Here is a 13,094-nt window from a genome sequence, read left to right on the forward strand (position 1 = left end):
GACGGGTTGTCAGACCGTCCGCGCCGGCTCCGGCCGGATCCGCCGGTTCACTTCGAGCCGGCCCCTTCCTCCTGCTTCCCGTACAGCGCCTCGCGGAGCGTCTTGGTGGTCTCCGCGACGGCCTCCTTGTCGGCCTGGGTGCCCGACAGGGCGTTGAGCATCATGAAGTCGTGGGTGACGCCCGCGAAGTGACGGTTGGTCACCGGGACTCCCGCGCTGCGCAGCTTGTCCGCGTAGGCGTTGGCGGCGTCCAGCAGGACGTCGGAATCGGTGATCACCAGCGCCTTGGGCAGACCCCGGAGCTGCTCGACGGAGGCGAGCAGGGGCGAGGCGAGCGGCTGGTCGCGGACCGCGCGGTCGGGCGCGAAGGCGTCCCAGAACCACTCCATCGCCCCGCGGGTGAGCCAGCAGCCCTCCGCGAACCGGTTGTACGACGGGGTGTCGAAGCGCGCGTCGACGACCGGGTACAGCAGGACCTGCTGGAGGAATCTCGGCCCGCCGCGCTGCTTGGCCATCAGGGTCACGGCGGCGGTCATGTTGCCGCCCACCGAGTCACCGGCGATGGCGAGCCGGGAGGAGTCGACGCCGATCTCGCTGCCGTGTTCGGCGAGCCACTTGGCGACGGTGTACGCCTGCTCGTTCGGCACGGGGAACTGTGCCTCCGGGGACGGCGTGTAGTTGACGAAGATCACCGCGGCACGGGCGCCGTTGGCGATCTGGCGGACGAGCCTGTCGTGGGTCTGCGCGTTGCCCAGGATCCAGCCACCGCCGTGGAGATAGACGACGCCGGGCAGGGGACCCGTGATTCCGGGCGGACGGACGACGCGGATGGAGACGGGCCCGGTCGGACCACCGGGTACGGTCCGCTCACTGATCTCCGCGGGAAGTTTGTCGACGGGACCCGCCTGGAGCTTGTTGAGCACCTCGCGCGCCGCCGTGTACGACAGGTCGTACAGGGGCGGCCCGTCCTCGGCGGCGAGCTGGTTCAGGAACTCCTGGTCCTGCTCCTCCAGCTTCACCGGCGGATTGCCGCAGGGGGCGTACGGGTACTGGGGTGTGGCCTCGGCCTCGGCCACGGCGCGACCGGGCTGACCGGCGTTGGGGGCCGTCGGGAGAACCGACGGACTGGCACAGCCGCTGAGAGCGGCAGCCGCGGTGCAGGTGGCCACCAGGCCGTACCGGCCCCGGCGCCGCGAACCCTCGGGTATGGATGAAGCCATGGCACTTCCCTTCACGAAGGAGTGGGGCCTCGCCCATCAGCATGCGGCCGGGGAACTTCGCGGGGCCTGCGGGACTAGCCCGGAAGTGTCGGCCGCCGCACGCCACCGCGCCCGTACGCTCCTCCCGTGGTCCGTACCGACCGGACAGCTTCCTACGCGTAGAGGCCTCCGCCCGCCTCGTCGTGGAAGGCCTCCGGCCAGTAGCCCCAGTTGTCGTCGCCGTCGTCGGTGTTCTCGGCGTCCTCGGCGCCGGAGCCGGCGGTCCGTTCGACGTCGGCGAGTACGGCGGCGGCCGTGGTGGCCAGATTGACGTAGTCGTCGGTGATCCGGTGCTCGCGGTCGAAGGCGGTCACGCGGGCGATCAGCCACTGGGTGAACGCGAGGGCGGAGACATCGGCGTTGACGGGAAGGAACCGCGCCTCGGGAAGGGACCAGCCCCGTACCCGGCCTGACGCACCGTCGATGACGAGGTCGATGTCCTCGACGAGGTAGCCGATACGGATCAGCGCCCCGGCGCCGGGCGCCGGGGCACCGTAGGTCTCCTCGTCCCGCCCGTCCGCGTGGTACTCGGCCAGGGTCGGCAGCGGGCCGTCGGCCAGGGAGACCCAGACGCTCTCGCGGACCAGGCCGGTGTCGCGGAGGAAGGCCCGGGTGGGCTCATGGGTGAGTGCCGAGGGGAGGTCCTCGTCGGCGAAGCGCACCACCGCGTCCGCGCCGTACTCCTTCTCCAGCAAGCCTTCGGGCAGAGCGATCGCGAGCCCGTCGCCCTCCCCCGGCGGGGCGATCCGGGTCAGTGGGCGCAGCAGCAGGGAGAGCCGCCAGAAGGCGGACACCTCGGTGTCCTCGTCCTCCGAGCCGAGCAGTACGGGGTCGTGCTCACGCAGCAGGCCGAGCAATGTGCCGGTCGACTCCGCCACGGCTTCCGGGCCGTACCGCCCCGCGAATCCCTCGAATATCCCGCGGTCGGTGCGCAGCCATTCGAGGGCGAGCGCGAAGAGCGTGAAGGAGTACAGCCCGGAGGCGAGCAACCGGCTCTCGTCGGGGTCGTGGAGGGCATGGACCCGGCCGGTACGGCCGTCCAGCACGATGTACTCGCCGGGATCGCCCTCGTCCGGCGCCAAGCTGCCCAGCACCACGAACTCCCCCGCGCCGTCGGGGACTTCGGCCTCGTCGGGGAACAGGTCGGACACCTGCCGGGCACCGTCCCCGAGGTCCGGGGCAAGTTCGAGGAATCCCGTCCCGCGCATCAGGCCGGTGCCGCTCAGAAACGCGCGGGTGGGTCGGTGCACGATCGCCGGATGCAGCCGCTCCGGCGCCACCCGCACCACATGGTCCGCCCCGAACGCCTCGTCCAGCCGGCGCGCCATCCACTCCGGATCCGAGCCCGATCCCAGATCCGAGCCCGAGTCCGCGTCCGCGCCCGCGCCTCCGCTCACGCCGTCCGCCAGATTCATGATCCGCCGCCCCTCCGTCATCCCGGTGATCGTATGACGACGGATCTCCCGGCGTGTCGGCGGAGCCTCCCCCTGTGCGCGGTCCTCACCGGCTACGGTGATCTCGGATCGCGGGTACGAATCCCGCCGTCAGCGGTGTCTGACGTGGTCGAGCTGACGTCGTCGAGCAGAGTAACGCCCCCTCTCCGAGGGGGCGTTCTTGTTGTGTGCGGCAGTGCGGCGGCAGACACGTCCGTACGCGGCGGATGTGCGGGGCCCCGCGTACGCGCGGCTTATCGCGCGCCGGAGTCCAGCTGGGATTCCAGGGCGGGGAACGCCTCCAGCAGACGTCCCGGGGCGGCCTGCTTCCAGGAGTCCACAAGGATGTCGCGCAGCTCGTCCAAATCGTCCAGGGCGCGGAGCCTCACCCGTACCCATGCGGAGCTCGCCTCGTGCGGCGGCACCCAGAACTTCTCCGGCTCCGCCGCGATCAGCTCGGTCCGCTCATCCCTGGGGCACCGTACGGCGAACGACGTCTCGTCGTCGGGGACCGTGATGAACATCTTCCCCGCCACCCGGAACGTGGGCATGCTCCACGCTTCCTTCTCCACCGTCTCCGGGAGTGCCAGTGCGATACGGCGGACGTCTTCGGCATCAATCGTGGTCACGGGCACCATGGTAGGACGACGGACCCCCGGGCGATCAGCCGGTCCGGAGGGACGGGAAGGAGTGGCCGGCCTTCAGACGCGGCCGTAGCGGATGGTGTGGTCCGCGAACTCCATCGCCATCTCGTTGGTGACGGTGGGGCGGGTGCGGCGGATGGTGCGGAGATAGTCCTCGGTGGTGGGCCGGGCCCGTTCTCCGCTGTCGAGGGTGCGCTCGAAGGTGCTCTGGGCGACGGTACGGGCGGCCTGCTTGATGTCGGCGGGGGTGAACCCGTCGCTGGCGTCGGCGAGTACCTCGGTGTCGGCGCTGGCTCCCGCCTTGGCTATGTAGCTGGTCCAGAGGGCGTTGCGGGCCTCGTGATCGGGCGGGCCGACCGGCAGGACGTAGTCGAAACGGCCGTGCCGCAGAAAGGCCGGGTCGAGGGCGGCGACGGTGTTGGTGGCACAGATCAGCAGCCTGCCGTCGTGATCACGGAACCGGACGATCGACTTGAGGAGTTCGTTGACCACACCGACGGAGACCGGGTCGGCGAGATTACGGGCGCCCGCGACCTCCTCCACCTCGTCGATGAAGACCAGCGCGTGGTCGAGCTGCGCGATCTCGTCGAAGCGGCGGCCGAGTCCGTTCGCCAGCCCGTCCTCCAGCGCGATCCGGGACGGGAAGAGTTCCACGAAAGGCCAGGCGAGCCGACTGGCCACCGCCATCGCGAAGGTGCTCTTGCCGGTGCCCGGCGGGCCGAACAGCACCACGCACCTGGGCGGCTCGACGCCGTGCTGGTCGGCGAGTTCGGGGTTGGCCAGCGGCAGCACCAGCCGCCGTTCGATGAGCTGCTTCTCGTCGGCCATGCCGCTGAGCTTCTCCCAGAGCCCGGACGGGGGCACCTGCGCGCCGAGCGAGGACAGGACGGCCGAGTCCTGGGCGGTCGCGGACTGCGCCTTCTCGAAGTACGTCAGACCCTGGTGGGGACGGAACCCCGCGTTGGCGAACGCGGTGGCGCCGGTCTCCTCCCCGGGCAGCAGCGCGGCGACGGTCTTGGCGCCCGCGCCCTGGAGACGGTGCTCCAGGGCGTCGAGCAGCGCCGTGCCCAGACCCAGATTCCGCCAGGCCGGGTGCAGACCGATCCGCAGCACCCAGGCCCGGTCGCCGTCGACCCGCCCCACCGCCGCGCCCACGAGATGATCGTCGGCCAGCGCGACCACGCTGGGGTGCTGTCCCTGGAGCGCGGCGACGACCTCGGAGAGACGGAAGACGGCGGGCCGGTCGGTGGTGGCACTCTCGCCGTCGAGACGTACCACTGCTTCCAGATCGTCCGGGGCGAAGTCCCGCACGTGCCACACGGCCATGGTCCAGCCTCTGCCCGTCGCCTTCCCGCGCTTCTGGCCTCCCATCATCGGGCCTGCTCCGCCGGACCGCCTGTTCGGAGGAGCCGGGCGCACGGTGTGCGAGCGCGCGGATCCACCGTGTGACGAATCCTGTGACGATCCCCGTGCCGGTGACGGGCCCCGCGCCGGACCGCTCCCCGGAACGGCGAGCCGCTGCCGAAGGGCTAGGATACGGCGGGTTCGCGGCCGTGACGGTACGCAGTCGTCTCCGGGGGGAGAGGTTCACCGATGGATGTCCTGACTCTGGTGTCCGCGGTGGTGGCCCTGGGCAGCGCCTCCGCGGCGGCGGTACTGGGCTACTGGACCCAGCGCCGTCTGCGCACCATGGAACAGCGCAATCTGATGGAGACGTACGGGGCCTCACTGGCGTGGGCCGCCTTCGATCTCCAGAGCAGACTGTTCAACGTGCTGCGCGGGTATGCCGTCGAGCGGGGTCCCGGGCCCGGCCACGGCTTCCTGACCGGGTTCCTCACCCGGGGCACCCCCGAGGAGGCCGAGTACGTGCGGCGCAGCACGGTCTTCGTACTCGCCGAGTACCTGGGCTGGGTGGAGATCCTCCGCCGCGACGTCCAGTTCCTCGACCTCGGCAGGTCCCGTACCAACCAGGCAGTCATGATCCAGATCTCGGAGGTCGGTTCCGCTCTCGGCCGGATCTCCTCCGACAGCAACGAGCTGCGGCTCTTCCGCACGGAGCAACGGGCCGTCGGTGAGCTGATGGTCCACCCGGACGGCGAGCCCGGCCGGCGTCGCTGTCTGGGGTTCGCGGAGTTCTCCGCGAAGCTCGACACGGACGACGACTTCCGCCGGTGGTTCGAGCGGCTGCTCTCGGACGTGGACCGGCTGGCCGAGGACGTCGGTCCCGCGGTCGTCCGACTCGAAGGGATCCAGCGGCAGTTGGTCGCCCTGCTCGATCTGCTGGATCCGAAGTCCGTACGGTTCCCGCGTTTCCGGGCGGTGTTCGACCGTCATCACCACACGGCGTCGGCCCTGACCTGAACCACGGCTATCGTGGACGCGTGACCGAGACCTGGAATCCCGCCGGCGCCGGTGTCCTGCGACTTCCCTCGGGGCGCCTGGTCAGAGGGCGTGCGCTGCGCCGGCCGCTGCCGGCCGGTCCGCGGCCCGACTTCGCGGTCCATCTCCTCGGCAAGGAGCCCGCCGAGGTCCCCTGGGAGTCCCGATGGCTGCGCTGGCCGGACTTCCGGCTGCCGAGCGACGGCACGGCCGCGCGGGACGTTCTCCGTGAGGCGCTGGCGCGTGCCGCCGGCGAGCGCGTCGAGATCGCCTGCGGGGGCGGTCGCGGCCGGACGGGAACGGCACTCGCCTGTCTCGCCGTTCTCGACGGAGTGCCCGCGGACCGGTCGGTGGAGTACGTACGCCGGCACTACCACCGCCGTGCCGTCGAGACTCCGTGGCAGCGGCGGTATGTGCTCCGGTTCACCGGCTGACCTACGGCGGTGGGCCGGAGCGATATTCTCTGGCCGTCGGTCCAGCGTGCTGACACTGTGGGTGAGATCCGCGCACCGCCGCCATGACCGCCCCGGGGGCCTTTACGATGACGTCCTTCTCCGACGAGTCCGCCGACTCCACTCTCTGGGAGCGGCTGTGGGTGGGGGTGGGAGGTGTCCCGCACACCCCTCTCGACGAGACGGCCCGGCAACGGTCGGACCTTCCGCGCACGCTGCTGCCCACACCGGCCGGAATGACCCGGCCCGCGGTGTTCGATCCGGCGCTGAAGCAGTTCGGCAACGCCTATCAGGCGGGCGAACCCCGCTTCGAGGACGAGACGGCGGGCCCGGTGTGGCACCGGACCCGCCGTACGGTGCTGGACATCGTGCTCGCGGCGATCGCCGAGGGACCCTGGGCGGAGCATCTCGTGCTGCGGGGCAGTGTGCTGATGGCCACCTGGTTCGGCGAGCGGGCGCGTGACCCGGGCGATCTGGACTTTGTGGTCGTGCCACAGGACTGGGCGATGGACGAGCCGCGTACCGCCGGGGTGTTCGACGCCATCGCCCGCGACGCGGCGGCCCTCGCCCACGCGCGCGGCGACACGGTTCTGATCGACGCCGCCGGAATGGTGACGGAGGACATCTGGACCTACGACCGTGTTCCGGGCCGCCGCATGCTGCTGCCCTGGACGGCGCCGGGGATACCGGGAGGCACCGTCCAGCTCGATCTCGTGTTCAACGAGAATCTGCCCGCGCCCGCCGGGCTCACGGAGCTGCGCCCGCTCGGGGACGGCCCCGGCTGCCGCCTTCTCGCGGCCTCTCCCGGGCTCTCGCTCGCCTGGAAGCTCCTGTGGCTGGTCAGTGACGTCCATCCGCAGGGCAAGGACCTGTACGACGCGGTCCTGCTGGCCGAACACGCCCCGCCGGAGTACACGTTGGTGCGGGACACCTTTGTGCTCACCGGCTACGAAGGGCTGCGGCCGGCCTCCCGCGAGTGGCTCGACTCGCTCTCCGTGGACGTCGGCTGGGAGCACTTCGTCGCCGACCACCCATGGGCCGAGCAGACACCCCGCTCCTGCGCGGAGCGGCTCGGCCGGGCGCTGGAGCCGTTCCTCGCCGTGGCGGAACCGCCCGGTGAGGAGACGTACACCCGGTGGGCCCGGTGGCTGCGACCGCTCGTGGAGTCCATCCGTACCGTGTCCCCGGCCGATCCGGCGGCCGCGCTCGCGCGTTTCTCGGCGGGCGGCATGGACGGTCTGGCCGCGGCCGTCGTCGTCATGCGGGAGATCGCGGGGCCGGAGACCCTCGGGCTGGAAGGCGCGCTGGCGGCCGTCCTGGCACACCCGGACGGCTGGCAAGGTTTCCGCAACTACCCCAAGTGGTGTGACCAGGCCCTCGGTCTGCTTCGCTGACGGCCGCCGCCGTGCCGGTATGCGGGCCGGGGTGCTCTCCCCCGGCCCGCACACCGGTCCCGCCTGATGTCCGTACGGCGGGCGGTCCCGGTCAGAAACCGCCAGGATCGGCCGGTTCCGTCAGCGGCCTTCGACACCCGCGGGCGTCAGAGCGACGGTTCGCGGGGGTCGGAGCGGCGGTCGCGGGGGTCAGAGCAGATCGGCGTACTGGTTCCAGCCGCCGCTGCCGATCCTCACCCGGGCCTTGAAGGGCACGTCCGCCTTGCCCGTACCCCCGTAGAAGTACAGCTCGCCCGCCGTGTTCGAGGCCAGCAGATCGGCGGCGCCGTCGCCGTCGAGATCGCCCGGTGCGGCGATGTTCTTGTACTGGCTCCAGCCCGCGCCACCGACCTGCGCCTTCGCCGCGAAGGGAGTGCTCGCCGTGCCCGTACCCGCGTAGAGATACAGACCGGCGGAGCCGCGGGCGACCAGATCGGCGCGGCCGTCACCGGTGAGGTCCCCGGCACCGACGATCTTGTCGAACTGCATCCAGCCGCTGCCGCCGATCTGGACACGGGGCTTCACCGACAGGCCCGTACCGGCGCCCGCGTAGAAGTACAGAGCCGTGGAACTGCGGGCCAGCAGATCGCTCTTGCCGTCACCGTCGAGATCGCCGGGGCCGATGACAAGGTTGTACGACTTCGAGCCGCCCGCGATATCCGGGTCGGACGAGGCGTAGAGGCCCGAGTTGTAGAGATGGCCGTCGTAGAGGCTGTGCTCGATCAGATCGGAGAGCCCGTTCGCGCGCAGCGACACCGCGTGGGTCAGCCGTGACACGGAGCGGTCCCAGCCCTCGCCGATCAGGTACTTCGCGCTGAGCCGGCCGGTGCCGGTGGCGTCGTAGTAGTAGAGCGTGCCACCGGGGGTACGGGCGAAGACACCGCCCTTGCCGAAGTTCGGCCGGGGGCCCGAGCCCGCGAACTGGGTGACCGTGCCCCACTCCGTGCCGGCGAGCTCACGGGCGGCGAAGGTGCCGGTGCCGTTGCCCGCGTAGTAGTACAGGGTGCCGTCGTACGAACGGGCCACCAGGTCCGCGGTGCCGTTGCCGTCGTAGTCGGCGCCGCCGACGAGCTGGTTGTACTGGAGCCAGCCGGTGCCGCCGATCTGGACGCGCTCCTGGAACGGATAGCCGGTGGCCGCGCCGTTGCCGGGATAGACGTACAGCCCGGTGGGGTTGCGCGCGATGAGGTCGGCGATCCCGTCGCCGGTGAGGTCGTCGGCGCCGACCAGTTGGTCGAACTGGCTCCAGCCGCCGCCCCCGACCTTGGTCCCGGTGGCGAAACCCTTCCCGGTGCCCGGGAAGACATACAGTCCCGCGCTGCTCCGGGCCAGCAGGTCCGGGGTGCCGTCCCCGGTCAGATCGCCGGGGACGACCAGCTTGTCGTACGCCTGCCAGCCGTTGCTGAGCGTGGTGTACGCGGTCATACCGCCGTCGGTGGTGGCGTTCGCGCCGCTGTGGAGCCGCAGCGCGCCGGTCGGCGTCAGGGTGAGCAGATCGGCCGTGCCGTCGCCGGTGAGGTCGCCGGGCAGCAGCAGATCCTTGACCTGGGAGCTGTCCGAGGCGATGACCACGGCGCCGCCGGTGCCCCAGTCGGCCCAGACGTCTCCGTTGCTGACGCGGTACAGCAGATCGCTCGTGCCGTCACCGTTCAGGTCGGCGCGCCCGGCGGCGCCCGCGACCGCTGCCCGCGCGGCGGCGAGACGGCGCTCTCCGGTGGCACCGGCCGCCGCGCCGGCGTCGGTCCGGCCCGGAATGGTGAAGACGGGCCGGGCCGCGGACGCCGGAACGGGCAGCGTGATCGGGCCGTGTGCGCCGGCGCCCGGTTCCGCGGCCGAGGCCGTGACCATCAGGGAGCCGCTCACGAGCAGCGTGGCGCAGCCGAGTACGGCTGAGCGGGTGATACGGCGGGGCCACTGGGCCCCGGGTCTTGCGTGGGCAGACATGCCGCCTCCAGTGAGATGCGAAGGAACCCGGGGCCGGGGGCGGCTCGCGCCGCGCACGGCGGTGCGCGCTGTCAGCTCGTTGATGTACGGCCGCCGGCCCATGGCACGGCGGAAAACGCCCCCCACGACGATGACGTCCCTCCCCAGGTCGTGAAGGTAGATCTATCCGGCCGGGGGTTCCGAGAGCAAGTCAGTTGTTAATCCAGGGTGGATATTTCATGAACGAGGGGGAAGGAATGGGTGGTTCACCGGACCGGTGTCCCGGTGTGGCCCTCCCCCGCCGGTCCGGTCATCGGGCGGCGAAGTGGTGGGTTCCCGAGCCGGCGGCGAAGACGGCGCAGCCGTCGTCCATCCGTACGAACCGGGCGCGGCCGTGCCGTACATCCCGCGCGGCGGAGGCCGGGATCCACACCTCCGCCGTGGTGTTGGCGGGCAAAGACACCGTGAGCCGGAAGCCGTCGCCGCCCGCCGTCCACGCCGTGGTGACCGGTCCGTACGGCGAGTCGAAGCGGGCCTGACACTCCGTCACCCCGGCTCCGGGGCGCGGCCGGACGACGATCCGGCGGAAGCCGGGGGCGCCCGGCGCTATGCCCGCGACATTGGCGTACATCCACTCGCCCACCGAGCCGTACGCGTAGTGGTTGAAGGAGTTCATGGCGGCGTCCTGGAAGCCGCCGTCCGGTGTGATGGAGTCCCAGCGCTCCCACATCGTGGTGGCGCCCCGGTCGATCTGGTAGCCCCAGCTCGGGAAGGTCCGCTGGAGCAGCAGCCGGTAGGCGACGTCGGTGTGGCCGGTCCCGGTGAGGACGGGAAGCAGTCTCGGGGTGCCGAGGAAGCCTGTCGACAGATGCCAGTCCCTGGCCCTGATCAGCTCGACCAGACGGTCCGCGGCGGGCCCGCGGTCGCCCTCGGCCAGCAGATCCGTCGAGAGGGCCAGCACATACGCGGTCTGGGTGTCGCCCTTCACCCGGCCGCCCTCGGAGACATACGCCGTACGGAAGGCGTCGCGGACCGCGTGGAACAGGGCCCGGTACGGCGCCGGGTCCTTGCCCAGGGCGTCCGCCGCCCGCGCGACCAGATCGGCGCTGTGCGCGAAGCAGGCGGTGCCGATGACGTCCTTGGGCGTCTCGTCCCCGCCGTTGAGCCAGTCGCCGTACCCCTCGGCGGGCCGCAGATATCCGCTGCTGTGGGCCTCCAGATAGCCGAGCCACTTCAGCATCGAGGCCCAGGACTCCTCCAGTACCCGCAGATCTCCGTACGCCTGGTACAGCGCCCAGGGCACGGTGACTCCGGCGTCGCCCCACCCCGCCGCGCCCTTGCCGATCGCGCCGACGAGCGGCGCGACATCGGTGAAGGCGCCGTCGGCGGCCTGGCCGTCCCGGAGGTCCTGGAGCCATTTGGTGAGAAAGCGCGCGGACTCCATGGTGTAGGCGGCGGTGGGGGCGAAGACATTGATGTCGCCGGTCCAGCCGAGCCGCTCGTCGCGTGCGGGGGTGTCGGTGGGTACGGAGACGAAGTTGCCGCGCTGGCCCCAGGTGATGTTGCTGTGCAGTTGGTTGAGCATCGGGACATCGGTGGTGAAGTCCATGGTGAACGGCGCAGAGGTGTGGACGACCCGCCCCACCACCGCGTCGGGCGCGGGCCGGCCCGGATAGCCCGTCACCTCGACGTAGCGGAAGCCGTGGAAGGTGAAGCGCGGTTCGTAGGTCTCGGTGCCGCCGCCCTTGAGGGTGTACGAGTCGGTGGCACGGGCGGTGCGCAGATTGGCGGTGTAGAGCGTGCCGTCGGGGTTGAGGACCTCGGCGTGGCGCAGCCGTACGGTCGTTCCGGCGGCGCCGGAGACGGTCAGACGGACCGCGCCGACCATGTTCTGGCCGAGGTCGAAGACGAAGACGCCGGGGCTGGGCTCGGTGACGGTACGGGCGGGCAGTTCGCCCGCCACCCGCGAGGGGCCGCCGGTCTCGGCCACCAGCGCCGCGGTGACCCCTTCGACGGGCTCGGCCGGCGCCCACCGCGCGTCGTCGAAGCCGGCGCGGGTCCAGCCGTCGGTCTCCAGCCGGGCGTCGTACTCCTCCCCCGCCATCAGATCGGCGTGCACGACCGGGCCGGTCGCGGCGCGCCAGTCGGTGTCCGAGAGCACCCGCTCGGTCGTGCCGTCGGCGTAGGTGACCTCCAACTGGGCGAGCAGGGCGGGCCGTTCACCGTACTGATGCGGACCGAACCAGGCGATGTTCCCGGCGTACCAGCCCGCCGCGACCGTGGCCCCGAGCGCGTTGGCGCCGGGCCTGAGCAGCGCTGTCACGTCGTACGTCTGGTACTGGACCCGCCGGCGGTAGTCGGTCCAGCCGGGCGCGAGCCGGTCCTCGCCGACGCGCTCGCCGTTGAGGTGTGCCTCGTAGAGTCCGAGTGCCGTGGAGTACAGCCGGGCCCGTGCGACGGTCCTGTCCTGGAGCCGGAACTCGTGGCGCAGTTGGGCTGCGGGGAAGTACGAGGCCGTCACCCGGCCCCAGGGTCCGGAGCCCCAGGGGGCGAGGGCCTTCGCCGCGGGCCAGGAGCCGTCGTCGTAGCCGGCGGACAGCCAGTCGCCGGACGGCTCCTGGTCCGTGGTCCGCCAGGCCGTGCCGGTGACGACCGTACGGACACCGTCGGCGCTCGTCATCTCCAGCGCCCCGAGCAGACCGGCGGGCCCGGCGGTGGCGTTGACGGCGCGGACGGCGATCACCTGGGCGCCGGGGCGCAGCAGGCCGGTCAGCTCGACGACGCCGGGGCGGCGCCAGTTCTCGGCGGGGCCGTCCGCGTCGGTGTGTGCGACCCGGGTGCCGTTCACATACGCGGTGTAGCCGTCGTCCGCCGTCATGACGAGCCGTGCCCGGACGATGCCCGCCGGGACCTCGAAGCGGGCGCGGAACCAGCGGGTGGCGGCGGGGGCGCCGCTCGCCGGGTCGCCCTCGGGGAACCAGATCCAGGAGGCGCCGTCCAGCGCGGGCGCGCCGACGAGCGCGGCGGGAGCGCCGATCCACCGGGCGGACCAGTCCGAGGCGTCGGTGAGTCCGGTCTCCCACCAGGAGGGCTCGCTCCACCCGGAGGCGCGGCCGTCACCGTCCCAGACGCGTACCGACCAGTGGTAGCGCGTACGGGACTTCAGCGGCGGGCCCGCGTAGGGGACGAGGACCGAGTCCCCCGACGTGATCCTGCCGCTGTCCCAGACATCGGGCCGGGACAGCAGCCGCGGATCGGTGGCGACACGGAGCTGATAGGCGCTCTGTGTCTGCCCGGGGTCCTCCGACACGAGGGGCCAGCTCAGCCGGGGGCGCGGGGTGCCGAGGCCGAGCGGGTTTCTGACGTGTTCGACGGACGGGCGGCCGGGCGCCGGCCTCAGGGCGCGCGGCGCGGCCGGACTCCCGTCCGCCGCCCTCGCCGCCGGGACGGTTCCGGCGGCGAGGGCTGTCCCGAGGGCGGTGGCGGTGGTGCTGAGCAGGCGTCTTCTGCTGATCACACTCGGCTCCGATACGATTCGGCGTTGAATCGTTTCACTCGTGCGAAACTAGCC

9 protein-coding genes are annotated in these 13,094 nt (G+C 71.7%); 3 read left to right on the forward strand and 6 right to left on the reverse strand.

What is annotated here, in order from left to right:
- Nucleotides 1-47 precede the first annotated feature (47 nt).
- The 4 genes from OG214_RS00785 to OG214_RS00800 all read right to left on the reverse strand — a co-directional run bounded on the left by OG214_RS00785 (nt 48) and on the right by OG214_RS00800 (nt 4,662).
- Entirely contained in the window at nt 48-1,220 is a 1,173-nt protein-coding gene (locus OG214_RS00785) for an alpha/beta hydrolase (protein WP_405983384.1), read from the reverse strand.
- Nucleotides 1,221-1,372: 152 nt separating this feature from the next.
- Nucleotides 1,373-2,695: an SUKH-4 family immunity protein gene (locus tag OG214_RS00790; protein WP_405983385.1), complete on the reverse strand. Its 1,323-nt coding sequence runs from the start codon at nt 2,693-2,695 to the stop codon at nt 1,373-1,375.
- 251 nt (nt 2,696-2,946) lie between these two features.
- Complete coding sequence (locus tag OG214_RS00795; protein WP_382854080.1) at nt 2,947-3,330, reverse strand: MmcQ/YjbR family DNA-binding protein; 384 nt, start codon at nt 3,328-3,330, stop codon at nt 2,947-2,949.
- Nucleotides 3,331-3,393: 63 nt separating this feature from the next.
- Nucleotides 3,394-4,662 carry an ATP-binding protein gene (locus OG214_RS00800; protein ID WP_405987396.1) on the reverse strand — a complete coding sequence of 423 codons (1,269 nt, stop codon included), beginning with the start codon at nt 4,660-4,662 and terminating at the stop codon, nt 3,394-3,396.
- A gap of 267 nt (nt 4,663-4,929) precedes the next feature.
- On the opposite strand from OG214_RS00800, the gene OG214_RS00805 reads away from it, so the two are divergent.
- The 3 genes from OG214_RS00805 (at nt 4,930) to OG214_RS00815 (ending at nt 7,561) form a co-directional block, all read left to right on the forward strand.
- Nucleotides 4,930-5,697 carry a hypothetical protein gene (locus tag OG214_RS00805; protein WP_405983386.1) on the forward strand — a complete coding sequence of 256 codons (768 nt, stop codon included), beginning with the start codon at nt 4,930-4,932 and terminating at the stop codon, nt 5,695-5,697.
- Nucleotides 5,698-5,717: 20 nt separating this feature from the next.
- Nucleotides 5,718-6,149, forward strand: coding sequence for a protein-tyrosine phosphatase family protein (locus OG214_RS00810; protein WP_382854074.1), 432 nt, complete (start codon nt 5,718-5,720; stop codon nt 6,147-6,149).
- 107 nt (nt 6,150-6,256) lie between these two features.
- Nucleotides 6,257-7,561, forward strand: a complete 1,305-nt coding sequence (locus OG214_RS00815) for a nucleotidyl transferase AbiEii/AbiGii toxin family protein (RefSeq protein WP_405983387.1) — start codon at nt 6,257-6,259, stop codon at nt 7,559-7,561.
- A 189-nt stretch (nt 7,562-7,750) separates the two neighbouring features.
- Here the strand turns inward: OG214_RS00815 and OG214_RS00820 are convergent, their stop codons facing one another.
- Both OG214_RS00820 and OG214_RS00825 read right to left on the reverse strand, forming a co-directional pair.
- Nucleotides 7,751-9,544: an FG-GAP repeat domain-containing protein gene (locus OG214_RS00820; RefSeq protein ID WP_405983388.1), complete on the reverse strand. Its 1,794-nt coding sequence runs from the start codon at nt 9,542-9,544 to the stop codon at nt 7,751-7,753.
- A gap of 289 nt (nt 9,545-9,833) precedes the next feature.
- On the reverse strand, nt 9,834-13,040 hold the full coding sequence (locus OG214_RS00825) for an alpha-L-rhamnosidase (RefSeq protein ID WP_405983389.1): 3,207 nt from the start codon (nt 13,038-13,040) through the stop codon (nt 9,834-9,836).
- Nucleotides 13,041-13,094: the final 54 nt, after the last annotated feature.

The organism is Streptomyces sp. NBC_00872, assembly GCF_045161915.1.
GTDB lineage: Bacteria > Actinomycetota > Actinomycetes > Streptomycetales > Streptomycetaceae > Streptomyces.

Bases quoted from the DNA above. Each gene is read 5' to 3' on its own strand.
- OG214_RS00795 (WP_382854080.1), bottom strand. From the start codon at position 3,330: ATGGTGCCCGTGACCACGATTGATGCCGAAGACGTCCGCCGTATCGCA.
- OG214_RS00805 (WP_405983386.1), top strand. From the start codon at position 4,930: ATGGATGTCCTGACTCTGGTGTCCGCGGTGGTGGCCCTGGGCAGCGCC.
- OG214_RS00790 (WP_405983385.1), bottom strand. From the start codon at position 2,695: ATGACGGAGGGGCGGCGGATCATGAATCTGGCGGACGGCGTGAGCGGA.
- OG214_RS00800 (WP_405987396.1), bottom strand. From the start codon at position 4,662: ATGGCCGTGTGGCACGTGCGGGACTTCGCCCCGGACGATCTGGAAGCA.
- OG214_RS00820 (WP_405983388.1), bottom strand. From the start codon at position 9,544: ATGTCTGCCCACGCAAGACCCGGGGCCCAGTGGCCCCGCCGTATCACC.
- OG214_RS00785 (WP_405983384.1), bottom strand. From the start codon at position 1,220: ATGGCTTCATCCATACCCGAGGGTTCGCGGCGCCGGGGCCGGTACGGC.
- OG214_RS00815 (WP_405983387.1), top strand. From the start codon at position 6,257: ATGACGTCCTTCTCCGACGAGTCCGCCGACTCCACTCTCTGGGAGCGG.